The 25,100-nt window shown below is 51.3% G+C and carries 21 protein-coding genes; 13 read left to right on the top strand and 8 right to left on the bottom strand.

Features of this window, described 5'->3' with window-relative positions:
- Positions 1–58 precede the first annotated feature (58 nt).
- The 5 genes from R3B84_19235 to R3B84_19215 all read right to left on the bottom strand — a co-directional run bounded on the left by R3B84_19235 (position 59) and on the right by R3B84_19215 (position 7,158).
- Entirely contained in the window at positions 59–361 is a 303-nt protein-coding gene (locus R3B84_19235) for a DUF6370 family protein (protein ID MEZ6142701.1), read from the bottom strand.
- Positions 362–517: 156 nt separating this feature from the next.
- Entirely contained in the window at positions 518–1,039 is a 522-nt protein-coding gene (locus tag R3B84_19230; protein ID MEZ6142700.1) for a CBS domain-containing protein, read from the bottom strand.
- 114 nt (positions 1,040–1,153) lie between these two features.
- On the bottom strand, positions 1,154–3,283 hold the full coding sequence (locus R3B84_19225) for a serine/threonine-protein kinase (GenBank protein ID MEZ6142699.1): 2,130 nt from the start codon (positions 3,281–3,283) through the stop codon (positions 1,154–1,156).
- Positions 3,284–3,355: 72 nt separating this feature from the next.
- Positions 3,356–4,903, bottom strand: a complete 1,548-nt coding sequence (locus tag R3B84_19220; protein MEZ6142698.1) for a serine/threonine-protein kinase — start codon at positions 4,901–4,903, stop codon at positions 3,356–3,358.
- Between the two features lie 128 nt (positions 4,904–5,031).
- Positions 5,032–7,158 carry a helicase-associated domain-containing protein gene (locus tag R3B84_19215; protein ID MEZ6142697.1) on the bottom strand — a complete coding sequence of 709 codons (2,127 nt, stop codon included), beginning with the start codon at positions 7,156–7,158 and terminating at the stop codon, positions 5,032–5,034.
- 234 nt (positions 7,159–7,392) lie between these two features.
- Between R3B84_19215 and R3B84_19210 the strand changes: the two genes are divergently transcribed.
- From R3B84_19210 to R3B84_19165, 10 genes are all read left to right on the top strand, one after another.
- Positions 7,393–7,770, top strand: a complete 378-nt coding sequence (locus R3B84_19210; protein ID MEZ6142696.1) for a hypothetical protein — start codon at positions 7,393–7,395, stop codon at positions 7,768–7,770.
- Between the two features lie 20 nt (positions 7,771–7,790).
- Complete coding sequence (locus R3B84_19205; protein ID MEZ6142695.1) at positions 7,791–8,285, top strand: hypothetical protein; 495 nt, start codon at positions 7,791–7,793, stop codon at positions 8,283–8,285.
- A 578-nt stretch (positions 8,286–8,863) separates the two neighbouring features.
- Positions 8,864–9,700 (top strand): prephenate dehydrogenase/arogenate dehydrogenase family protein, encoded by an 837-nt coding sequence (locus R3B84_19200; GenBank protein MEZ6142694.1) that lies wholly within the window; start codon positions 8,864–8,866, stop codon positions 9,698–9,700.
- Entirely contained in the window at positions 9,684–10,772 is a 1,089-nt protein-coding gene (locus R3B84_19195) for a hypothetical protein (protein MEZ6142693.1), read from the top strand. The genes R3B84_19200 and R3B84_19195 overlap by 17 nt, the downstream gene beginning before the upstream one ends.
- Positions 10,697–12,574: an AIR synthase-related protein gene (locus R3B84_19190; protein ID MEZ6142692.1), complete on the top strand. Its 1,878-nt coding sequence runs from the start codon at positions 10,697–10,699 to the stop codon at positions 12,572–12,574. Before R3B84_19195 ends, R3B84_19190 begins: the two co-directional genes overlap by 76 nt.
- A 23-nt stretch (positions 12,575–12,597) precedes the next feature.
- Positions 12,598–13,539 (top strand): ABC transporter permease subunit, encoded by a 942-nt coding sequence (locus R3B84_19185; GenBank protein MEZ6142691.1) that lies wholly within the window; start codon positions 12,598–12,600, stop codon positions 13,537–13,539.
- Positions 13,539–14,471, top strand: coding sequence for an ABC transporter ATP-binding protein (locus R3B84_19180; protein ID MEZ6142690.1), 933 nt, complete (start codon positions 13,539–13,541; stop codon positions 14,469–14,471). Before R3B84_19185 ends, R3B84_19180 begins: the two co-directional genes overlap by 1 nt.
- Before the next feature lie 214 nt (positions 14,472–14,685).
- Positions 14,686–15,462: a hypothetical protein gene (locus tag R3B84_19175; GenBank protein ID MEZ6142689.1), complete on the top strand. Its 777-nt coding sequence runs from the start codon at positions 14,686–14,688 to the stop codon at positions 15,460–15,462.
- Between the two features lie 279 nt (positions 15,463–15,741).
- Positions 15,742–18,336: a hypothetical protein gene (locus R3B84_19170; protein MEZ6142688.1), complete on the top strand. Its 2,595-nt coding sequence runs from the start codon at positions 15,742–15,744 to the stop codon at positions 18,334–18,336.
- A 36-nt stretch (positions 18,337–18,372) separates the two neighbouring features.
- Entirely contained in the window at positions 18,373–20,124 is a 1,752-nt protein-coding gene (locus R3B84_19165) for a DUF885 domain-containing protein (protein MEZ6142687.1), read from the top strand.
- 76 nt (positions 20,125–20,200) lie between these two features.
- Here R3B84_19165 and R3B84_19160 read toward each other — a convergent pair whose 3' ends face one another.
- A complete protein-coding gene (locus tag R3B84_19160) occupies positions 20,201–20,950 on the bottom strand; it encodes a Bax inhibitor-1 family protein (protein ID MEZ6142686.1) in 750 nt (249 codons plus the stop codon).
- A 109-nt stretch (positions 20,951–21,059) separates the two neighbouring features.
- On the opposite strand from R3B84_19160, the gene R3B84_19155 reads away from it, so the two are divergent.
- The 3 genes from R3B84_19155 to R3B84_19145 all read left to right on the top strand — a co-directional run bounded on the left by R3B84_19155 (position 21,060) and on the right by R3B84_19145 (position 23,850).
- Positions 21,060–21,704, top strand: a complete 645-nt coding sequence (locus tag R3B84_19155) for an MBL fold metallo-hydrolase (protein MEZ6142685.1) — start codon at positions 21,060–21,062, stop codon at positions 21,702–21,704.
- 73 nt (positions 21,705–21,777) lie between these two features.
- The gene (locus tag R3B84_19150) at positions 21,778–22,515 is read left to right on the top strand and encodes a class I SAM-dependent methyltransferase (GenBank protein ID MEZ6142684.1); all 738 of its coding nucleotides are present in this window, start codon (positions 21,778–21,780) and stop codon (positions 22,513–22,515) included.
- A gap of 105 nt (positions 22,516–22,620) precedes the next feature.
- Positions 22,621–23,850, top strand: coding sequence for a Glu/Leu/Phe/Val dehydrogenase dimerization domain-containing protein (locus R3B84_19145; GenBank protein ID MEZ6142683.1), 1,230 nt, complete (start codon positions 22,621–22,623; stop codon positions 23,848–23,850).
- Between the two features lie 121 nt (positions 23,851–23,971).
- Here R3B84_19145 and R3B84_19140 read toward each other — a convergent pair whose 3' ends face one another.
- Both R3B84_19140 and R3B84_19135 read right to left on the bottom strand, forming a co-directional pair.
- On the bottom strand, positions 23,972–24,619 hold the full coding sequence (locus R3B84_19140) for a hypothetical protein (GenBank protein MEZ6142682.1): 648 nt from the start codon (positions 24,617–24,619) through the stop codon (positions 23,972–23,974).
- 53 nt (positions 24,620–24,672) lie between these two features.
- Positions 24,673–25,098 (bottom strand): hypothetical protein, encoded by a 426-nt coding sequence (locus R3B84_19135; protein MEZ6142681.1) that lies wholly within the window; start codon positions 25,096–25,098, stop codon positions 24,673–24,675.
- Between the last annotated feature and the right edge of the window lie 2 nt (positions 25,099–25,100).

Raw genomic sequence — 25,100 nt, 5'->3', positions numbered from 1 at the left:
AGTATTAACCGCGAAAGTTCCCCCACAGTTTAGCAGAAAAACAGTTTCTGCAGCAGAATTACTTCTTGAATTCCAGCGATTTCACGGTGATCACCATTTTATCGCCATCTTTCTTCACTTCACCAGTCACGGTGCCTTGTTTGATGCCTTTGCAGCATTCCTTGTGGTACTTTTTGTGGGCAGCGGCATCAAAGTAATAAACTTTGTCGTCCACTTTGATCACGCTGGCACAAGCATCGGCAACACCCAGTTCGCACTTGGCGCACTGGATCCCACCTTGCAGTTTAACGGTTTTTTCTTCGGTCATCGCAACGGTGCTGGTAGCAAAAGCAACTACCAATGCAAAAATGGTCTTCAACATGTATTTCTCCAACTATTAAAATTCTGTGATTGTTCTAACCACACTAAAAGTATAACCGCACTGTGGGGAGATGATCAAGGCAAATGTGAAAAAAACAAAAGAACACAAAATGGCAATATTACAATATTGCCAGAATATCTTTAGGTAATATTCCAATCAAGGAATCATTTCACAAAGTTTGGTGATGTGCCGCACAGCATCGCGTGCGGTCAACAGGCCAAGTGGGCGATTTTCCTCGTCCACGACGGGTAAGTGGCGATAATTCCCCACGTCCATTTTTCGCAGTGCAAGTGCCACAGTATCGTTCATGGTCACCGTTTCAGGTGCGGGCTGCATAAAGTGTCGCAATGGTAAGCGGTTGTAATCGAGCAATTTGCCCACTACTTTAATGAGAAAATCCCGCTCGGTGACAATTCCGGCCAGTTTGCCTTCTGAATCGGTCACCAGCACCGCACCAACTTTCTCAGCAACCATGCGGTCGAGTGCAATGCCCAACAGTGCGTCTTCATGCACAATCACTGGTTCTCGCACTTTGAGGGAACTGACTGTTTCGGTGAGAAAGGCCTCTTCCACCAGATCCACCCCACTGGGCAGATCCAGGGGTGCGAGCGAAAACTGACATTTTTCACAAGTATCAGCGCCGGGGATGTTGGCATAGCCACAAGAAGGACAAATCATGAGAATTTCCTCACGGATCGACCGCACGCACAGAACTGCGATCAGACAATGACAGTTATCTTATGGCGGAGAACCAGAAAATTGAATCCTGCCCACAGAAATCGCCAAAATGCTTTATTTGAGTTGATTCGCAGTGAAAAACTCTTGTACCGTTTTTTCGTTGATTGATTCCAGTACTTTCAGGCTTAGCAGGAACTCCCGATCCCGAGGGAATTCCAAGTTCGCATGCAGCACTCGAATCGGTATTCCATGTGCAGGAGATAAATCAGTAATTGGAGAATCATTACAAGCCAATTTGCGCAATGTCATGCCTTTCACAACGGATATATCTCTGACAGCAGTATTTTGGATCAACAACTCTTTCAAAGGCATGCCACGGAGTGGTTCAAGGTCGTAAACCTTCGCATGGTTCATGCACAGAAATTCTAATTTCATCCCTTCCAGCGGCGACAAATCCGTCACAAGACTGTCACCAGCATTCAAATAGGTTAAAGGCATCCCGCGCAGTGGCTCCAGCGTGTCACCCCGAAACGACCAGATACTCAACGCTTCCAGCGGCAAACCACGTAATGGCTCCAAACTTTTGAACGGGTGGTTGTTCATATGCAATGCTTTCAGTGATTTCATCTGCCGCACGGGGGATAAATCCTGAACATTACCACCAAAGATACCCAGTGTCACAAGCGGTAAATCTGCAATTGGTGATAGATCATCCACTTTCGTGTATGCCAATTCCAATTGTTCTACCTGCATACCGCGAAAACTATTCAAAGTGGTAATTGCAGATTGTTCACCTGGAGTCGGATCAATGAATAGTTTTTTAAGGTGTGGAAAACCCTGTAAAGGCGAAGCGTCATGAATTTTTGAAGAACGGATCCGCACTTCGATAACTTTCGCATCTCTGTCGATACCATCCTTGTAGATTTGCATAACAGCGAGATTCTTGGGATTCATTCCCGGATTCGTATCTTCTAATCGTTTATAAACCGCTTCCAGTTGCTGCATAGGTGGTAACTTGTGGACACGTGCTTTCCATTCCAGGAAATCTTCCTGATGATAACCCCGGTGCTCCGGCGGTGGCGGCAAATGCATTTTTGGGTGGGGGCCAAACGGTGGATGTGGTGGGGGCAAATGCTGTTCCGGGAAATTGTTTGGTGGTTGTACCCCACTTGGTTCGGTGTTTGCAGATACCTTTGGGCTGCGATCACCCATCAGCAGAACCGAAACCACACTGACACAGATAATTGCCACACATACGGGAATCAGATACCACGGTGGGGTCCGTTTTGCCCGATCATCTACCACTTTTGGCACCACGTGGAAATTTTTGATCGCATCTACCACTTCTTTGGCCGTCTGAAAACGCTGAACTGGGGATTTTTCATGAAGTCGATCCACCAACTGGCAGACAAAATCAGGCAAATCGGGATTGACCTCTTTGATGCAACGCGGGCGATCCTCTACCACTCGCTTCAGCACAGCCATTTGAGTATTTGCCCGAAATGGCGGACGGCCAGACAGCACGGTGTAAAGCACACTGCCAAGGCTGAAGAGGTCTGAGCGATGATCGACAGGATCACCATTTGCCTGTTCTGGCGACATATACATCGGTGTGCCCACCACAGCACCACTTTGGGTCAGGCTGGCATCATCCACGGTGCGTGCAACGCCAAAATCAGTAATTTTGACGCGATTGCTGCTCCGTTCGATCATGATGTTTGCTGGTTTGATATCGCGATGGATCAAACCATACTGGTGGGCTGCTTCCAGGCCTGCGGCAATCTGTTGACCGATTTCGATCCCCTGATCGACTGGTAATGGCCCTTCGCGATCCAGTTTATCCTGAAGTGTTTCCCCCTCGATATATTCCATCACCAGATACGGAGTAGGAGATTCTTCAACAGCAAAAATCTGCACTACGTTCGGGTGGGAAATTTTTGCCGCACAGCGGGCTTCACGCAGAAAGTATTTTCGTGGGGCCGAAGTGACCGCCAGACGGGGATCGAGCATCTTGATCGCTACCAGCCGATCCAGTTTCAGGTCGCGGGCCAGCACCACTGTGCCAAAGCCGCCTTGACCCACCACTTTCATGATCTGAAAGTGGGAAATCTGTCCAATACTCCCGGGGGCACCTGGCTGCAGGTAGCGACGGAATGGTGCCAGTTCATCGACAGATGAATTTCCCTGCTGATCACCAGGCATTCCAACCAGTAGTGTCCGTTTTTCATCAGTGATATCATCCATGGTGCTCGCCCCGATAATCAATTAACTAATGTTTCAGCTTCCAGACGGAGTAAAAAGTTGCGATTTCCTGGACTACCCAGGCTTAGCTGATACCCATGATCCTTTCTTAATCAGTTCCCACCAGCCTTTTTCCGGTGAAGGAACCCCATCGTAATTCCTGATGTTGGGATAGAGCCGAAAGTAGTGATATCCGTGGTCTGTAATTTTTACCGATGGGCTGCTGCGATCGAATGATTGAAGTTGCAATTCACCGCTCTCATCGGTGATTGTCTTGTAATTTCCCAGAAACTCATTACCAATGAGATTACTTAAATTGGCGGCATCTAATATTAGCACTTCACTACGCCAATTACCAGCACTTACTTCTTCAAAAATGACACGTTCCACAATGCTTGATTGATAGGTCTTATTCAGATAAGGCGGTGCGTCATAAAGATATTTTCGCTTTTGATTTTTGAAAACAGGTTTTGCCGTAACAGTTGCCCCATTGATTTCAACTGGTGCGGGTGTTGCAGGCACTTCTACTTTATCGGCTGGTGGATTCTTTGAATCCTGTCCCGCAATCACAACCGGTTGGTGTTTGTCTGATTGTACCGCAATGATGATGGATAGCACCATGATGATGCAACAACATGGAACCAGGTACCACCATTTTGAAAGTGGCTGTTTTGGTTTTTTGGTATCCGTGGGCTCCACCTTCATCGTCTGCAAGGCTTCCAGTACCTGCTTTGCCGATTGAAAGCGATCCTGTGGGTTTTTCTCATGCAGTCGATTGACCAGGTGGCTGATGAATTCGGGTAAATCCGGATTTACCTCCAGAATATTCCGTGGGCGATCTTCGGTGACTCTTTTCAACACGGCAAATTGATTGCCGGCTCGAAACGGTGGCCTGCCTGAAAAGATCGTGTACAGAACACTGCCCAGGCTGAAAAGATCGGAACGATGGTCAACGGCATCGCCATCAGCCTGTTCCGGCGACATATACATTGGTGTGCCAATAATGGCCCCACTCTGGGTGAGACTGGCATCATCCACCGCTCGGGCAACTCCGAAATCGGTGATTTTTACTTTTTCGCTCTTTTTTTCGATCAGAATGTTAGCTGGTTTGATGTCGCGGTGAATCAACCCATACTGGTGGGCTGCCTCGAGTCCCGATGCCACCTGCCGACCGATGTCAATTCCCTGCTCCACCGTCAGTGGGCCATCGCGGTCGAGACGATCCTGAAGTGTTTCCCCTTCGATGTATTCCATCACCATGTAGGGCGTGGGGGAATCTTCCACCGCAAAAATCTGCACCACGTTGGGGTGGGAGATTTTTGCCGCACAGCGGGCTTCCCGCAGAAAGTACTTTCGTGGGGCCGATGTCACTGCCAGCCGTGGGTCCAGCATCTTAATGGCCACCAGGCGATCCAGTTTCAGATCGCGTGCCTGCACCACTGTGCCAAAGCCGCCCTGTCCCACCACTTTCAGAATCTGAAAGTGCGAAATCTGCCCCATGCTCCCTGGTGCTCCAGGCTGCAGATAACGCCGGAATGGCGCTAACTCGTCCTTTGGCTTTTCCGGATCATGATCATCAGCAAAGCCTAACATGGTCCGTTTCAATTCTGATTCTTCAAACATGGTGCGAATCCCATTCTCTGCGAGAGACAATGAAGGATAGTGCACCCAATCGAAAGAGGATCAGAATGAACAATGAGAAAATTCAAATTTGTTATCGCAGGATTTGAAAATTATTATTTGGCGTGAATTCAGGACCCGATTTCGCTGGTAATTTCCTGGCACGTAATGCCCAGGGTGGCTAAAGTTTCTTGAAATGGCTGCAGGAATTCTCTGCTCACAGCAAAACTGGTGGGGCCCAAACGCTCACTGATCCAGCGTTTTGTTTCCGGCCACTGCAACAATCCTTCCGCTGTGGTGCTGTCCGGTACCGACACCACCATCATGGTGCGGCACGTAATCAGTGGGTCATCACTGGCATTGAAGAACACTTTTACCGCTGGTGGAATATCGTGTCCGGTGCGTTCCTTCGACCACTGTTCCAGTTCTTCCAGTTTGCCCCCACCCGCACGAAACTGCTGGACGATGGCAGGCGTCATCCGAAAGATTCGGTCATTGCCACGATTCTCCATCGGCACCGCCAGACGCAGCAGTTCTGCTTCCAGCAATAAATCAGATGTGGGCAGCACAGTGAAGGTCACGCCATCCGAATCAAACACCACGCACTGCGGTGTTTTGGTGCCATAATCCCGATTCCCCAGCAGACGCAGGCGGGAATAATCCGGTTCGGTGGTGGTAATTCCAAAACGATCTGACAATCGAACAGATATCAGACCCTGCTCCAGTGCTGCTTCCAGCTCACTTGGATGAGAAAATTCTAATAAAGTGGCATTATCATAGACGGCAATCCGATCGCGTTGCCCAGCCCAACTGTCAATCAGGTGCAGCACATTTTCCGGAACAGGATAAGTGGTGCCATTTTTCAGCACGCGGTGCATTTCCAGTTGGGTCAGCCCCGCTTCCAGACCGTGGTACACGCTGTTGGAAGTTAATTCAAGTGTGCACGCCGGCCCCACCGTTTGCCATTTGGCCATGCGGGTCAATTTCGAAATCAGCTCCGGCGTCAGCCCTTGCCTGTAGAGGATGATGGCACCGTTCGGCTGCACCACCAGTGGCTGGGTCGTCTGTGGTTCCCCACCTGGCATGGGGCCGAACATCACCAGCTTGCGGCCCAGTTCGCTTAACTGAAACCACTTTTGTGCATCCGCTTCCATCCATTCCACCAGTCCGGTGGAGGCACCCAGACCCAGCAGCAATGCCTCATACCACGCTGGGGTCAGCGCGTCGTATTCACGCTGATCGAGGATTTCCTGAATCTGCTGTGCGGAGAGCCAGGTATCGTGCTCTTGGTATGACAATAGCACAAGTGTTAGAATTAATTCCCAGCCCACGTGGGTGAGATTCTCTTCGGTGAAACCTTTTAAGGGATCCCACGAGGTGAGGAAAGATAACGCCTCTAATATTCTTGCAATCATTTGACTGGAAGATTCCTGCCAATGACTGCCAAAACCTTTCGGGTGGAATTCCTGTTCAATTTCGGTCAGCAGGTCGAGGTGTCTGGCCATGTGCAGGGCAATCCAGCCAGCTTCCGGCAAACTGCCCTGAGATTCAACTGCCAACGCCTGGATAACAGGGTCGTTATCAAGAATATTCCAATCGCGTTTGTACAGACTTCCCGTGGTGGTCTTTTTGAAACGGGATTCCTGCAGCATTGCCCATACAGAAGCTGCGGCAAGCATCCAGTCGAAACCATCCCGCACCGGGTGGGGCTGGCCCACAACGGCTTGCCCCACTTTCGGCAGGTTGGGTGCGGGCATCCGGATCGCGCGATCACGCACCGGTGGGGGCAACCATAGCTGAATCTGGTGTGCAGGCGATTCCAGCAGCGTCTTCCAACTGGCAACGGGCACCACCTGCTGTTGTACCAATGGCAGCAGTAAACCATGATCCAGCAGGATAATGGCAGTTTCCAGTGACTGTTCTTCGAACAGCAACTGGCTGAGCCGGATTAATTGATAAGTTCCCCAGTTATTCGAACGAAAGCGGGCCAGAAAGGCCAGCAACTCTTGAGCGTGCGGGGGTAATTCCTTCAACCGGCGATCGAGCATCGGCGGATTGTTCAGTGTTTCTTTACACCGCGCAATCAGCTCTTCCACCGGCCAGAGGGAGCGTGGTTTAATGAGTTTCTGGGCCACCGTGCGGAGTAAATCTTCACGATAGGCACCAAGAATTGATTCCACACGGTCTTGATTAGCATCCTGTTCCATCTCATTAGGATACGGATTTTTGCCGTATGATGCAGGAGAATCCTTTCCCACGTGGGGCCGATTTTTCCAGTTGGGAGGGTGTTGTGGGCAGGTTGCAATCTACGGAAAGATTCAATTTTCTTTATTATCCGTTTCTTGTGAAGAGAACTTTGCAGGAATTGCTGTGTGCTGCCAGAAAGCTGCGTAGCACTGCCACCCGCAGGCCGATAACAACCGCGATCATACATTACCCGTGGTCACTGCCCACAGAATGTGGAACGCAGGCTCGGGAAAGGAATCCAAACGATGAAAAAGTTATTTCTGCTGGTGGCCTGCGCCATTGCTTTATCTGTCGGTGCCAGTGAAAGTGCCGCCCAGCAGCCTGGTGGTTGCCCAGGCGGTTGTGCAACTCCTGGAATGCCAGCAATGCCTTCTCTCGGCCATCCTGGAATGGGAATGGGCCACCCGGGCATGGGTGGCGGCATGTTTCATTCCAACGGCCGATTTGGCTGGAATCCAATTTTCTCGCGGTTGTTCAGCTCCCACGACGACAACTACGGCAAAGGCATGTTCCGCCGCGCCGACGTAATTCCACTGAACTACCAGCCCTACTACGGTGGCACGCTGGTATTCCCAGTGAATCCGTACATCCGCAGCCCACGTGACTTCTTCATGGCCGATTAGTAACCCGAATCAGGCAGAAAATGGCAGCCGATATTCACCAGATTGCACGTTGGTTACACATTGCTAGTGGCACTGGTGGTTTTGTTCTCGGTTTTCTGGTTGCCTGTGCTCCTAAATTCGGTCCACTTGGCCGTTTTCACCGGTATCTTGGCCGTTTGTATGCCATTTGCATGTTGCTGATGGCAATACTGTCGATCCCACTGGCATATCGATTAGGAAGTGAAATACTTCTCATTATTGGTGTGCTGACCACGCTGGCGATTCTGTTTGGTTGGCAGGCAATCCGCACTTTCAAGTCTGGGAAAGCCAGTTTACGGTCGTTGCGCCGCCACATCATCCTGATGGGAGCATCTTACATTGCAGCATGGACTGCCTTTCTGTTAACCAATCCAGTTCTGGCAACTGGTCAATGGTTCGATCCTCACCTGCATCGTTACGGTCCTACGGTGGTTGGCACTCTCTTGATTAGTTGGTATATCCGCATTCGACTGCCGAAATTGCTGCAACAGAAGTAAGCCAGCGCGCGACAATCAGTGGCAGAACTTGCCGGGACCAGAAACACACCCAACAGATTTTCATTGTTGTCTTCGGCCCTGCATGAAATTATTTTCATTGTTGTCTTTGGCCCTGAAGGGGCCACTCTGTCAGCCCAGGGTGAGCGAAGCGAGCCCTGGGGAACTGATGTAATAAAATCTTCGGCCCTGAAGGGGCCGGAGGTCGTTAAATCAATCACCCAGGGCCGACAGAGTGGCCCCTTCAGGGCCAATGGCTGCGAAATCCTGTAAGCGTTCCATCGATTTCTAAAAGGTGCGGGCTTGGATATCCGCAAGAATGTGGAAATAATTCCTCATCGGCAGCGGTGGCAGCGGTCGCGATCTTTTTGCCCATCGTTTTTGTCAATGGAGTGTTTTGGTTCTGGATACATCGTTCTAATATTCAATTGCATATCATCGCGTAATGCTGGCATTGGCCAAAGTATCTCCACAACAGGCTGAATTGATCGAACGCAGGAAAATTCTGCCACAAAAGCCCCTTTTTCGGATTCCCGCGGTGGCATCTCGCACATCACCCACCAGAAAACTAACATAACTTCATGGATATTCGTTCTGTCGCCATTGTGGGCGTGGGGCTGTTGGGTGGTTCCATCGGTCTTGCCATCCGCAACCGTTTCCCCCACGTGGATGTACTGGGTATTGGTCGTTCGCGCGAACGCTTAGACGTTGCTGTGCAGTGTGGGTCAATCAGTCGTTACCTCGTTCAACCCACCAGTCAGCCGATACCTGCCGATCTGGTGGTGATCTGCTCTCCCGTGGATACAATCGCCGAACATGCAGTTGCGATTGAACGGAACAGCCCCCAACCAATTCTGATTACCGATGTCGGCAGCACCAAAGCCTCCATTGCCCGCATGGCAGTGAGTGCACCCTGCCCGCGATTTGTGCCTGCCCACCCGATGGCTGGGTCGGAAAAGCAGGGTGTGGAACATGCACTGGCGGGCCTGTTTCAGGATCGATTGTGTCTGGTGACCCCCACACCGATCAATTCGGCCGAATTGATCGCCAAAACCAATCAATTCTGGCAGCATCTGGGCTGCCGGATCGAAATCATGACGCCGGAAGAGCACGATCGCGTGCTGGCACGGACCAGCCATGCACCCCACATGGTGGCGACAGCGATGGTGCAGGCGTTACCCACAGCAATGCATCTGTGCGTGGGCAGTGGTTTTCGCGACACCACCCGGCTGGCAGCAGGAGACCCCACCATTTGGCGGGCAATCTGCGACGATAATGCGACCGAAATTGGTGGGGCATTAGCAGAACTGATTACTGAATTAACTCATTTAAAACAGCTCATTGAAGAGAAAAACCCCACCGCTGTGGGGGACTACCTGGAAAGTGCAAAGAAGGTGCGTGATGATTTGGGAAGTTGAAATACACCCAAACTTGAAAGATACCGAACGCGAGCGAGTGTGCGATGAATTCGACCTGCTCACCCACAGCGAACGTGGGGGCGATCTGGTAAAAGCATCCAGTCGCGGCTTTCTGCTGGAAGGGGAAATCACACGACAAGCCGTCGAACGCTTCTGCCACGATCTGCTGGTAGATCCCGTGGTCGAAAATGTGCGCGTTTCGGAAGTGGGCACCCCACCGGATGGGCACTGTTACACCGTGTTATTGCAGCCCGGCGTGATGGATCCCGTTTCCCAAAGTGTGCTGCAGGCCGGCAGCGACCTGGGGATCAGTCTGCAGGCAGTACGTACATTTCGCCGTTATTACGGTCCGGCAGACGTCACCGAAGTGGATGTCGATGTACTTTCCCACAAGATTCTGGCGAATGATGCCATTGAACAGGTGGTGGTGGGGCCAATTGAAGCCAGTCATCTCGCACTCGGTGGGCAATATGCCTTTCAGCCCATATCCGTCCCACTCCGCAGTCTGGACGATGCCGGCCTGGTGGAATTGAGCAAATCGGGCCAACTGGCACTGAATCTGGATGAAATGAAAACAATCCAGGCCTACTTTGCCCAGCAGGATCGTGACCCCACCGACATTGAACTGGAATCGATTGCCCAGACCTGGTCGGAACATTGCTCCCACAAGACCTTACGTGGGTCGATTACCTATACCGAAACGATCCATGGTCAGCCCAAAACCAGAAACATTAAAAATCTATTAAAAGAAACGATCTTCGGTGCCACCCAGGAACTTCGGCAACGCTGGGGCGACCGCGATTGGTGCGTCAGCGTATTTTCCGACAACGCGGGCGTGGTGCAGTTTCTGGACGATCTGCACGTCTGCTTTAAGGTGGAAACCCACAATCACCCCTCAGCCATTGAACCGTACGGTGGGGCAAACACTGGCATCGGTGGTGTCGTTCGCGATCCAATGGGCACCGGGCGGGTGCGAAACCAATTTGCAATACCGATGTGTTCTGTTTTGCTCCGCCCGACTATCCACCACAGGATTTACCCCCGGGAACATTGCACCCACGACGCACGATGATGGGCGTGGTGGCGGGTGTTCGCGATTACGGCAACCGGATGGGTATCCCCACCGTCAATGGTGCGGTGCTGTTCGACGAACGATATCTGGCGAATCCTCTCGTTTACTGTGGCACGGTGGGGGTCATTCCTGCTGATCGGATGCACAAAGCAGCCCAGGTGGGCGACTATATTGTGGCAGTGGGTGGCCGCACCGGTCGCGATGGGATCCACGGTGCCACCTTTTCATCGCTGGAACTGACGGCAGAGTCCGATAGCGTCAGTGGTGGTGCAGTGCAGATTGGCAACGCCATCACCGAAAAGATGGTGCTGGACGTCATTCTGAAAGCCCGCGACCTGAATCTGTACCACGCGATTACCGATTGCGGTGCGGGTGGTTTTTCTTCCGCTGTGGGCGAAATGGGGGCCGATCTGGGTGCCCGCGTCGATCTGGATCAGGCACCTCTGAAGTATTCCGGCCTGAGCTATACCGAAATCTGGATCTCCGAATCACAGGAACGGATGGTGCTGGCTGTCCCACCGAAAAACTGGGATGCTCTGCGTTATTTGTGTGCGGAAGAAGGGGTGGAGGCCACCGTGATTGGTGTGTTTGAAGATACCAAACACCTTCGCCTGTACTACCAGCAGCAACTGGTGGGCGATATCGACATGGATTTCCTGCACGATGGCCGCCCCGATGTGGTGCGATCTGCCACCTGGAAAGAAAGCCAGCAGGTGCCATTCGATGAAACATTGCCGCATTCACATATTGAAATATTGAAGAAGGCGTTGGCCGATTACAGCACCTGTTCCAAGGAATGGATTATCCGCCAGTACGACCACGAAGTGCAGGGCGGCAGTGTGGTAAAACCACTGACGGGTGTGAAGAACGATGGCCCATCTGATGCTGCGGTGGTGATGCCACAACTCGGCAATTGGAAGGGACTTGCGGTGGGCAATGGCATCAACCCGTGGTACGGCGACCTGGACCCTTACTGGATGGCTGCAGCCGTCATTGACGAAGCAATTCGCAATGTTGTAGCAGTGGGGGCCGATCCCAGCCGCATTGCGATTCTGGATAATTTCTGCTGGGGAAATACCAACGACCCGGTGATTCTTGGTTCGCTGGTGCGTGCAGCAATTGCCTGTAAAGAAGTCGCACTGGCTTACAATACCCCCTTCATCAGTGGGAAAGACTCGTTAATGAACGAGTATCAGTCGGCGGATCGTCGCATTTCTATCCCCGGCACACTGCTGATTTCTTCGCTGGGTCAGGTCGCAGATGTGCGGAAGTGCGTGACGATGGATGCCAAGGCACCTGGTAACCTGATTTACCAGATTGGTGAAACCCACGACCACCTGGGGGCTTCCCTGCTGTCGCGGGTGCTGAACAAAACCGGCGGCCTGGTGCCACAGGTCGATTTGTCTCTGGCACCCACGTTATATCAGGCGGTGCATCGGGCAATTTCCAGTGGCCTGATTCGCTCGTGCCACGATCTGTCGGAAGGTGGGTTAGCGGTGGCACTGGCAGAAATGGCATTTGCGGGTGGCGTGGGGATCGACATCGATCAACTGCAGGCCATTGAGCCCAACATGTCCGATGTGGTGCTGCTCTATTCCGAAACACCCAGCCGCTTTGTGGTGGAGGTAGAACCAGGTCAGCAGCAACAGTTTGAAACAGTATTTACGGGGCTGCCTTACACCCTGATTGGTAAAACCACCAAAGAAGCCCGCTTGCGAATTGCCGATCATCGTGGGGAATGGCTGTTGTGGGCAACACTTTCGGAATTGAAAGAAAACTGGCAGGCCCCACTGCGTTGGTAATGAGATAACGGGAAGATGGACTGATGCCATTTACGTTGAAATATCGTGCCGGGTCTACAGACCGTTCCGGTCCCTGGGCTGGCACGCTGGCCATTGCCCGCACCTCGTTCGCGATGCTGACACGCAGAAGAATGTTCTGGGTGCTGTTCATCATCAGCATGCTCATCTTCACTTTTTATTTCTTTGCCCAGTATCTGCAGGTCTTTCTGGAACAACGGGTTTCTGCCACCGAAATACGCACCGGTGGGATCTTTGGCAGAATGATGAAGCCGGACATTGCCGTGAAATTATTGCGGGATGCCCTGCACATGAACGGCACCACCGATACGTATGGCGATTTCATCTGGACTGAAGGCTATATTGCGGTCATTATCCTGGCCTTTGCAGGTTCTATCCTGATCGGCAGCGATTTTCAGCATAACAGCTTGCCGTTTTATCTGTCGAAACCAATCGGCCGCAGGCATTATGTCTTTGGCAAAGTTCTGGCCGTTGGTGTGGTGATCAACTGCATGACCACCCTTCCCGCACTGGTGTTGTTTATCCAGTACGGCTTTATCGATACCTGGCGTTACTACATCAAGGAATTTCGCCTGGCACTGGGCATCATTGCCTATGGCAGCGCCATTACTGTGGTTCTCAGCCTGCTGCTGATCATGGTTGCCACGTGGGTCAGGCGAACAGTGCCAATCGTCCTGATCTGGACTGCAATGTTTGTGCTGTCTCGACTGATTCAACGCTGGCTGGTGGATGGACTGGAACTTTCCCCGCGCTGGCGACTGATCGATGTCTGGAATAATCTGTACCTCTTCGGCATGTGGTGCATGGGGCACCCGCACAGTAAGATCCGCCCCACGGACGATCCCCAGCCTGCCTACTGGGAAGCCACCGCAGTTCTGGTGGGCATCACACTCTTTTCCATCTGGTATCTGCAACGCCGCGTGCGTGCGGTGGAGGTCATTCGCTGATGGTGGCCCAGCCAGTCCTGAGCTTTGACCGTGTTTCCAAGTGGTATGGGCCTGTTATCGGGCTGAATGAAGTTTCGTTGGAATTACACCACGGCATTACTGGTCTGGTGGGGCCCAACGGTGCTGGAAAAAGTACCCTGATTCGACTGGCGACAGGCCAGATTCAACCCAGCATGGGGACCGTGCTGGTGCAGGGTGTGCCAGCCTGGAACTGGCAGGCCAAACAACTGATCGGCTACTGTCCGGATCACGATTCCTTTTTTGAAGATATTTCTGGACGGTCATTTGTACTGGCGATGGCACGCCTGAACGGTTTCCGCAAACAGGAAGCACGCACCCGCACGGAAGAGGTGCTGCAGCGGGTGACCATGGGGGATCGTGCAGACCGCAAAATCCGTGGCTACTCCAAAGGGATGCGGCAACGTATTAAACTGGCCGTGGCACTGCTGAACAACCCACCGTTACTGGTGCTGGATGAGCCATTATCCGGGATTGATCCGGTGGGGAGGCAGGAAATGCTGCAACTGTTCCGCACCCTGGCCGATGAAGGGCGGTGCCTGCTGATTTCCAGCCACGAACTGGAAGAACTGGAAAAACTGACGGAACAGATGGCAATTTTAACCCGCAGTCGCCTGGCTGCATTCGGGACAATGGATGTCATCCGTGCTCAGTTGAACGACCAACCGTTAACCTTGCGAATTGATACCCCCAGCCCACGTGACTTGGCGGGTATTCTGATCCATTGGCCCGAAGTAGTATCGATTGAATGCCCCATCGAAGCAGATCGGTGCATCGTGCGTGTCCACCAGACCAATCGCTTTCTGGAACAGTTGACACAGGAAATTGCTCGCACTGGCCATCCAATAACCCGTCTGGAACCACTGGACGACAGCACCCAGGCGGTGCTGGAATATCTGCTGGATGGAAAATAATGAGAAAAAAATCGCTGTCCCTGAAAGACACTTTAACGGACATTAGAATATGTTCCACGTGGAACAGTTAAGAATTCGATGAGAATTATACATTTGTATACACAAAATGCAGTAAATTTAGCTGTTCATGCGCAGAATTGCCCGCATTTTTCGCGCAAGTTCGCTTACTGGCACCGTTATTCTGGCAGTAAGATCATATGTGGGGGATATACCAATGACGAATCGCGTTCAACCAAGTATTGCCGAATTAATGTCTGGCTTTTTAAATCGTCAGGACGATGCGGCACTGCTGGCAGCAGCAGCGGATGCCATTGGCGATGTCGAACCACACGAAGTGACTGCAGGCTTCCGTACGGAACCACGCCTGGCATGGAACGAAGCCACCAGCATTGCCACATTGGCAGGACAAACCACCGAAGCTGTTTCCCCACCTTCTCAGTGGGGCGACCTGGTGGCCCGTCAGGCACCTGCATATGCCTTGCCAATGGCTTACGGAAACTACCCACAGCGGGTCAGTGATTTGTCGCAACTGGTGCAGGCCAAAGATCTGCAGAAGTTGCTGTCGACCACCACCCAGCAGGATGCATCCGCCCCATTGCACCAGTGGACGGAAAAATACCTCAGCAATGGCAAGACACCGGAAAGTCTGGTAGCAGTGGGGATGTTGCGTGCTGCAGGTGATCTGCAGGCCACCGAAAAAGCGCTCGAACTTCTGCAGGGGAAACTAGGCACCGAATGGTCTGCATTGCTGCAGAATGAGCGAGCCACCCTGGCCTGGAGCCGCGGGAATCATGCAGAAGCGATAGCGATCTGGCAGGAACTGAAAGACACCGTGTTTGGCCGTTTCAACCTGGGGATGGCGATGCTCTTCACCCACCAGATCGCCGAAGCGATTGTGTTGCTGAAAGGTGCCTTAAAAGACCTGCCAGAACAATCTGGCTGGTACCACCTGGCCCAGTTGTATGTTTCGCTGGCAGAAATGAAGAAGTAGTGCGAAGCAATTGCCAGAGATTCAATTGAAGAAATGTTTCTTTCGCTCCAAATAAATTCTGGCATCATCCAGCAATAAAGCACTTTCAGATCCGCTTACGATTTTTTTCTCTCGCAGAAATCAACGTCCATTTCCAACAATACTCCACGCTACTCTCACGCACAGATGGACAATTTCGGAAGCGATTTTTCAACCAGGGAGCGTTTTTTCTGCTTCGATGGGCCTGTTTTTACCCATTTCCGCGGTGGGTAAATACGATACCCAAAAGAGAAAATTACGATGAATCACCTGATGAACATTACTGTGCAGGCCAGCCAGGTGCCGAAACGCCTGGCGGAACCTGTCACGCGTGGCGTTCCGATCCCACGTGGGAAGTGCCATCACCCACTGCACCTGGAATTACGCGATCAACAGAACCAGGCCCTGCCACTCCAGGTGAAGGTGCTGGAGCAGTGGCCAGATGGGTCCGCAAAGTGGGTGCTGTGCGATTGGCGAGCCACCATCAGTGGTACAGCAAGCTGGAAACTTTCGGTCCTCGATCAACCCGCCAGCACTACCACCGTTGCGGCACCCGCAAGTGCCATGAATGCCGAACAACTGGTGCAGGAACTAGGCAGGCATGGTGTGCGTGCGGCCTATCCCGTGGCATACATGGAAGTGAAAAACGAACATGGCAAACCGCTGAAAATTGAACCCACCCAGGATTGTGTGGTGGAAGAATCCGGCCCGATGCGGATTTGTGTCAGCGAAGTAGGCACCTTATCAATTGAAAATGCCGTTCTGGCACGCTACCACGTGCGGACGCACTATTACCCTGGTACTGGGCTGGCCAAAGTATCTCTGTCAATTCACAATCCCGCCCGAGCTGCCCACCCGGGTGGGTGCTGGGATTTAGGCGATGCGGGCTCAATTCTGTTGAAAACTGTTTCGGTAATTGCCCCGTTCCCAGCTGCACAGGAACTTCGCTTATCGCTTTCGGCAGAATCTGGCTGGCAGACGATCACCCAGCCAGCACTTCTGATTCAGAATTCCAGCGGTGGGGAAAACTGGCAGAGCACCAACCACATTACCCGCACTGGTACGATTGGCCCACAGTTCCGTGGTTACAGCCTGCTGGTAGCACCGGAAACCAACGATACCACGGCTTCGATCAGCGATGCGAAAAATCGTGGGCACCGTGCCACACCCATTGCCCAGGTGGTGCAGAACGATCGCCAGCTTTCGTTGTCCGCACCGTACTTCTGGCAGACCTTCCCCAAAGGATTGCAGTTTGGCAAAAACTCATTAACTCTGCAATTGTTTGATAATGGGGAAGGCCAGCCACTGGAACTTCAGGGTGGGGAACGCAAGTCCGATCTGTTCTGGATCTGTTACGGCCCCGACACCATCTCAGAGGAACCATTAGCCTGGACTCGCGAACCATTGATCCCCACGCTGGCTGCAGAAGATGTGATGCACAGTGGGGCAGAAAGTTATCTGACACCTGCCGATTCAGAAGCGGAAAAAGTGTATCTGGAACTGGTATCTTCTGCAATCGAAGGCAATGATACATTCTTTCATAAGCGTGAAAAAATTGACCAGTATGGCTGGCGGAATTTTGGCGATATCTGGGGCGACCATGAAGCGGTGCTGCACCAGGAAGTCGGGCCGAATCCGAGAATTTCTCATTACAACAATCAATACGATTGTGTTGCTGGTTTTGGCTGGCAGTGGCTGCGAACAGGCGACCACAGGTGGTATCAGCAGATGGTCGAATTAGCCTACCATGTGCGTGATATTGATATTTACAACACCGATGAAGATAAGCCTGCGTATAACCATGGCTTATTCTGGCATACGTATCATTATGTCGATGCAGGCACTTCGACCCACCGCACCTATCCGAAGGCCGGTGTTGTCCCGCCGAAAATGACTCCCATCCACGGTGGGGGACCAGGTAACGAGCAAAACTATCCCTATGGATTAATGCTGCACTATCTGCTGACCGGTGATGCTGCTTCTCGCGAGGCAGCGATTGGACTGGCACAGTGGGTGATCGATATGGACGATGGCTCTAAAACGATCTTCCGCTGGCTGAGCAAACGCCCCACCGGAGTGGCAAGTGCCAGCCGCAGTCCCGATTACCATGGACCGGGCCGTGGGTCTGGCAATTCTCTGGCCGCACTACTGGTAGGTCATCGTCTGACGGGGGAACAGAAGTTTCTGGATAAGGCCGCCGAGCTGATCCACCGCGTCATCCATCCGGAAGATAACATTGCCACCATCGTGGGAATGATGCACGATGGCAAACAGTGTATCGATGCGGAAAATCGCTGGTTTTATGTGATGTGCCTGGTTTCACTTGGCAAGTTTCTGGATCGCAAAGCAGAACTGGGGCAAGTAGATCAGGATTATGCCTACGCTCGGGCGTGCCTGCTGCATTATGCCCGCTGGATGCTGACCCACGAGTATCTGTATCTGGACCGCCCGGAGATTCTGGAATATCCCACAGAAACGTGGGCCGCGCAGGATCAGTGGAAGGTAGAAGTGTTTCAGTATGCTGCTTTACATGCCGAACCAGCAGAGAAGCAGAAGTTTCTGGATAAGGCCGCCGAATTTTATCAGCAGTCCTTGCAGCAGTTACAGGCACTGCCCAGTCGCACGCTGTGTCGACCAGTGGTACTATTAATGGCACATGGCTGGCAGCGGAACTGGTTTGCCAGAAATGCAGATGCCACCAGGCCCGCGCCGGTGCATCAGGGTAAGTTCCCTGCAAAACAGCAGTTTGTCCCACAGAAGGCGGTGGCAATCAAACGGGCAAAACTGTTCGTGCTCGCCAGTGCCTTCGCAGGATTCCTGTTATTGCTCTTTGGCCTCTACTTACTGTTTCGTTAAGTCACCTGAATATTCGCTCTGGAGAAAATTAATATCGTGTTTAAATTCCTTACCAGTATCAGTGTACTATGCCTTGCGATGGCAGTTCATGCCAATGATGAAGACGCCAAACTACAGCAGGTTTTTCAGGATTACCTGAATGCCCAGATGAAGGCATCCCCAGTGGAAGCCAGCCAACTGGGTGCCCGCGATTATGATGGCCTGATGGACGATCTGTCTGCAGCCGCACGCCAGGCGAATATCGATCGCCAACAGAAAATGTACGATCAGTTACCCAAACTGGTGGCGTACGACAAATTATCTGAAAACGGCAAAGTGGATTTTGAAATCTTCCGCGACCATCTGGCGAAACTGCTGTGGCTGGCAAAACACAGCGACCCATTCGCCAACGATCCACGCGTGTGGAATAGTTATGCGACGGATAGTGTGTTTTTAATTTTAACACAATCCACCGCACCCAAAGCACAACAGGTGCGTGCGGCTGCCAGCCGCATCGCTGGGATTCCCAAGGTGCTGGCTGAAGCGAAGAAAGCCGTCAAAAACCCGCCCAAAGTGTATACAGAATCGGCAATTCGCCAGGTGGCGGGTTCGATCGAGTTTTACAAACAAGGGATCTTTGGGATCACCGGCGAAACACGCGGGATCAGTGCGTTAACAGAACCGTGTGCTGCAGCAGTAAAAGCACTGGAAAGTTACCACCAGTTTTTGAAAGACACCGTTCTGCCGCGTTCCAACGACAATTGGCGTTTGGGCAAAAAATTGTTTGCCGAAAAACTGCAACATGAATTGAACCTGGATATCACTGCCGATCAATTGCTGGCAGATGCCCTGGCAGAATCGAAACGAGTGAATGCCGAAATGTATGTGGTGGCAAGGCAGTTATGGTCGCAACTGTTTACTGGCAAACCATTGCCACCTGATGATGCGGCCGGGCGTTCGCAATGCATTCAACTGGTGCTGGCAGAATTAGGTAAAGAGCACGGCACAGTGGAATCACTGGTGCCGGATGCTCAGAAAACAGCTGAAGAGATCAAACTGTTTCTGCAGAAGAACGATCTGCTGCGACTGCCTACCCCCGATCGGTGCGATATTATTGAAATGCCAGAATTTCAACGTGGCTTTTCGACAGCGTATTTGAATCCCGCACCGCCACTGGATCCGAAAGCGAAAAGTTTTTATGCAGTCAGCCCCCCACCGAAAGACTGGGACGACCGCACGGTGCAAAGTTATCTGCAGGAATACAACCGGGCGATGATGAAACTCCTGACGATTCACGAAGCGTATCCTGGGCATTACGTGCAGTTGGAGTATTCCAATCGCTGTCCATCGCTGGTGCGGCGGATTTTGTCTTCAGGCGTTTTTGCAGAAGGCTGGGCGGTCTACACTGAACAGATGATGGTGGATCAGGGGTTTGGCAAGGGGGATCTTTCGCTCCGCCTGCACCAACTGAAGTGGTATCTGCGGGCGGTAACCAATGCCATCCTGGATTATCGCATGCACTGCGACGCACTGAGCGATGAAGACGCCTTCAAGTTACTGGTGGTGGATGCATTTCAAACGGCGGGCGAAGCCAATGGTAAGATTATCCGAGCCAAGTTAAGTTCTTGCCAGTTAAGCACTTACTTTGCTGGTCGGATGGCTTTTTATCGTCTGCGGCAAGCGGTCAGTAGGGAACAGGGCAGTGAATTCCACCTGGGCCGGTTTCACGAAGCGGTGCTGGATCATGGCACCCTGCCGGTGAAGTATCTGCCAAAACTGGTCCCGGAACGCCTGAAGCACCCACGGTAGTGGACGATTGGGCGAAAAAAAACACGGCCGAAAGTGGCCGTGTCACTGATTAACCTTTCAAATTCCAGAGCCCGAATTACTCGCGGGTCAGATAGAGGATTCGCAGGATGTGGTAGAACAACAGGACTACATCAGCCAGCAATTCTAAAGCGGCACCCACGTGCTCTGATGGGTGGTAGTGGTGCAGAACATTCGAGGTGTTGTACAGGATAGCCGCTGCTGCCAAGGCCACAAATGCGAAGCTGAACCAGAGACCCACTCCGAATGAACCAGGGATCAGAATTGCCACCAGAAGAATCCCCAACAGGCTCCAGCTGGCAATGGAGATGATTCCACCCAGGAAGCTGAAATCTTTCTTTGTCAAAAAGACGGTCAGGGTCAGTCCGGCAAATACCACAAAAGTGAGCAGTGCGGCTTCATTAACAATCGACAACCCATATTTCATGGTGCTGATGTAAATGATTGGCAGCAAAAAGAGTGCCTGAATGCCGGTATACAATGCCAGACCGAGGTATTTCACCGCAGGAGGCATCGCTGCGCGGGCCATATAGCGTGCCAGAAACCCACCGCCAATAAACAGTGCCAGTACCACCAGGATAGAAACAGGGCTGGCAAACCACTGCAACATAAACTGTTTGCCTGCAGGTTTTTCGATTGCAGTCAGCAACAACGCTTCCATACCAATCAGTGCGATGATTGACATGGTCAGCGTCAGGTATGTGCGGCGAATGAACGCTAAACGCTCATCGACTGGGCGCGACGCAACTGTGTCGTCTTTGAAATAACCATCCGTCAAGTAAGCTCGTTCTGAATAAGATCGTGGCATCTTTTTTCTCCTGTAGACTTTATTCAATTGGACGCATCGTCTCGCGTTTCAGATTCATTATTATACTACCTGTCCGAAACAAATGCTTCAAGCACCACTGGAATCCCGCATGAGCAGCCAAATATATTGTGTCGAATCAATGCCATTCGCTGAAAACACTTACATTTTATGGCATTCGGGAAGCCCCGAGTGCGTTGTTTTCGATCCAGGCATGGAACCGGAACTCATATTCGACGCGCTGCAAGACAAAAAGCTCCAGCCCGTTGCCATTATCAACACCCACGGTCATTCCGATCATATCGCGGGTAATGCCGCAATGAAAGCTCGATTTCCGGATATTCCACTGATTATTGGTGAAATCGAGGCCCCATTTCTGAGCGACCCCAACCTGAACCTCAGCAGAAAATACGGGTACGACCTCATCAGTCCACCTGCAGATCAGTTGGTGAACGAGGGTGATACTATTCTATTCGCGGGATTCACCTTCCATATTTTGCATATTCCGGGTCATTCTCCAGGAAGTTTGGTATTTTGGGCAGAAAATGAGAAAATACTCATCGTAGGCGATGTGCTGTTCTCTGGGTCGATTGGTCGCACCGACTTCCCCGGTGGGAGTTTTGCCACCTTGGCTGCGGGGATTCAGCAAAAAATTTACACACTGCCCGACGATACCAAAATCTACCCTGGTCACGGACCTGTCACCACTGTGGGGCAGGAAAAACGCACCAATCCCTATGTGCGAGCGGCAAACTGATTCGCAATATTGCAATATAATATATTTGAAATATTTATAGTCCGTTATATAATTAGCCCGTATTCGAGAGCATATGGCAACACCAGACTGGCAACTTCCCGATGGCATCGACCGGGGACTGTGGGATTACCTGCACAGTCTGACCATTGCACAGGAATACGACCAATACATTGCCACGTCACCCGTGATCGCCCGCGATGTGGCATTTTGTGAACAATGGTTTGCTGAACCAGCACCGTTGGTGGATCTGGGCTGTGGCACGGGTCGCCTGGCGTTGCATTTTGCCGACAAGCAGTTCCCCTGCACAGCGGTGGATCTCTCTCAGCCAATGCTCGATGAAGTTTCGCACAAGGCAACCGAGTCCCACACCCACCTTACGTGCGTGCAAGCCAATCTGGTGGACTTATCGGTATTACAGAATCATACATTTCGGTATGCTGCCTGCTTATTCAGCACTCTGGGGATGATTTGTGGTGCAGAAAATCGGTTGCAGGCACTGAAAGAGTTTCGCCGCATCGTTCAGCCAGGAGGTACGCTGGTGCTGCACGTCCACAATGCTAACTACCGGTTTGGTATGGGTTTAGGGCGAAAAGGCAAAGAAGCAGGCGACCGCACCATGAAACAACTGCGTGCCGGAATCGAACTCACCATCCACCACTACACGTGGGGGGAAATTGTGCGGCAATTACACGCTGCAGGCTGGTCTGTGGTTGGTTCGGAACCTATCAGTACTGCCAACGACGGCGTTTTAAACCGTCCGCACTGGCTTCCACGTTACCGTGCCCATGGTTATTTGCTGGCAGCACAGTAAAATCAGAGTTATTCTTATTGTTTGCCGAATGTCATTGCCTCAGGTGCTTGAATCCACTTGTACGCACAGTTCGTTTCCTTAGGATAGGCACAAAGTGAGAAATCCATGAATCAAGTTGAAGCTGCCGCACGCTACTTTCACCAAGCTGCTGACCTGCTGGAATTGACAGAGTGGCAGCGAACTCAATTGCTGACCCCCCATCGCGAAGTGAAGGTAGAGTGCAATATCGTGCAGGATGATGGCACGATTGGCACGTACATTGGGTTTCGCGTGCAGCACGACCTGTCGCGTGGGCCGATGAAAGGGGGGATTCGCTACCACCCAGATGTGGATCTGAACGAGGTCAATGTGCTGGCACAATTAATGACCTGGAAGACCGCTGTTGTTGATCTGCCTTTCGGTGGTGCGAAAGGGGGGATTTCCTGCGACCCACGGAAGCTGTCTCAGGGCGAATTGCAGCGGTTGACGCGTGTCTTTGTTCAGAAACTGCACGAACTGATCGGCACCTATTCCGATATTCCAGCACCCGACATGGGCACGAACGCCCAGGTAATGGCCTGGATTGTGGATGAATACAGCAAGTTTCAGGGGTATAGTCCGGGCGTTGTCACTGGAAAACCAGTCGAATTGGGTGGCAGTTTTGGACGGGAATCTGCCACTGGCCGTGGTTTGATGCTGGCGGCACAGAACCTGTTTGCTGCCCACGGGCAGAAGATTAAGGAATTCTCATATGCCATTCAGGGATTCGGCAACGTGGGTTCCTGGGCCGCACGCGATCTTTACGATCAAGGTGGCAGAATTTTCGCCATTTCCGATATTTCTGGTGCTATTCGCAACCGCGATGGCATTAATATTCCGGAACTGATGGAGTATGTGAAGACCCACCGTGGGGTGGCAGGGTTTCCCGGTGCCCAGGAGTTTTCCTCCGACGACATCTTTTTTCAGGATGTTGATGTGCTGGTACCTGCGGCATTAGGTGAGGTGATCACCAGCAGTAACTGTGGGGATATCAAGGCGAAGTACATCATAGAAGGTGCGAACCACCCCACTACATTTGATGCCCACCAACTGCTGACGAAACGCGGGGTGATTATCCTTCCCGATATCTACGCGAACGCAGGCGGCGTTACCGTCAGTTATTTTGAATGGGTACAGAACATTCAGCAGATGCGCTGGCCCGATGACCGCATCGACAGCGAACTGCACAAAGTGATGTTTAAAGCATTCAAGGATATTCAGGAAACGAAGGACAAGTATCAGTGCGACTACCGCACGGCCGCCTTTACACTGGGCGTCGACCGCGTATCGAAAGCCAAACGCCTCCGAGGGTTGTAAGTACGGAGGGAACGATTTCGTTATCCTTACATGTTAAAATTCAGCGATACTTAAACGGTTTTTAGTACAAGTGTCTGAAGGCTATTAAAGCGTACAAAATGAAACTACTCAATCCAGGTCATCAGATCCTGTTTAAGTACTCTTCAGTTGGGCCAGGATGGCTCTGTGGGAAAGAAAACGATCTGTAAATTTGATCTTTCAAAGTACACAACTGATGCAATTCATCTTGAAAAGATTGAAAACATGCTTTTTGTCGAGCACGCTTTGCCATTTGATGGCGGATATTTTCTCGATATGGTTCGGAATGTACTTTGATCGACAAATCTTCTACAAATCCATTGATCTCAGCAGACAGCACATCCAATTCCGCTTGAACAAATAGTTCGTCCAGCACAGCATTTCGATATTCAGGATAGCTTCTAATCAGATTTTCCGTTTGGTGATGTAAAATCGCAATGGCCTCTAATTGAGCAGTAATTGCCGCAAATTCCATGATTGTTCTTTGCGATTCCGATATCAGCAAACAAGACTTTCTGGCATGCTCCAGCTCATCCTGTTGATTTAAATAATTAAAAAAAATGAGTATTAAGCCGAATGCGATCAGCACGGTTGCAGCACTGACAAACGGAGTTTCACCGGGAAAGTGCAGTTTAAAAACACTCGTGAGTAGAACAATGGTGATGAGAAAAAGATGGAAAACAACCATTCCACGATGTTTGTCAAAAAATTCAATCAATTTCTGAAAATTCTTCCTTTTGCTGGCTTCCATAAAGATCCTACAATGTGTTGCGTGGTTGGAGGGAGAGAACGCAAATAGTTAGTTTAGCACGATTTTCTAGTCAGAAAATAATTTGCCAGCGAATCGACTGCAGTGGAAAAATTTGCTTTGTCTTTGAAAGATAGGTGTTCGATTTTCTGAAACCATCCGCCATCGTTTGCTACTTGCTGGTAGCCTTCTGAAGCTAAACAGTGACGTAAAACATCGACTTTTTCTTTAACCGGCTCTTGTAGCTGTGTACCCGCTAAACAGATTAGAAGTTCTTCACATTTCAAAAAGGCGTGGATCAGTGAATCTGTTTCAGAAGAATGAGGCAGCATGAGGTGCTTTCGAGCCTCACAAAGAAGGTTTGCACACAATTCAATATCAAGCATCCGACCAAAAATCTCCGTGGGGATAATCAGTAAAAACAATTTTCGTACAGAAAAGCTAAAAATTGTAAACAGAGTTGAATTATTTTTCTCAAACATTA

This window comes from Zavarzinella sp. (genome assembly GCA_041399155.1).
Classification (GTDB): Bacteria; Planctomycetota; Planctomycetia; order Gemmatales; family Gemmataceae; genus JAWKTI01.
This window is presented reverse-complemented; position numbering and strand designations above follow the sequence as displayed.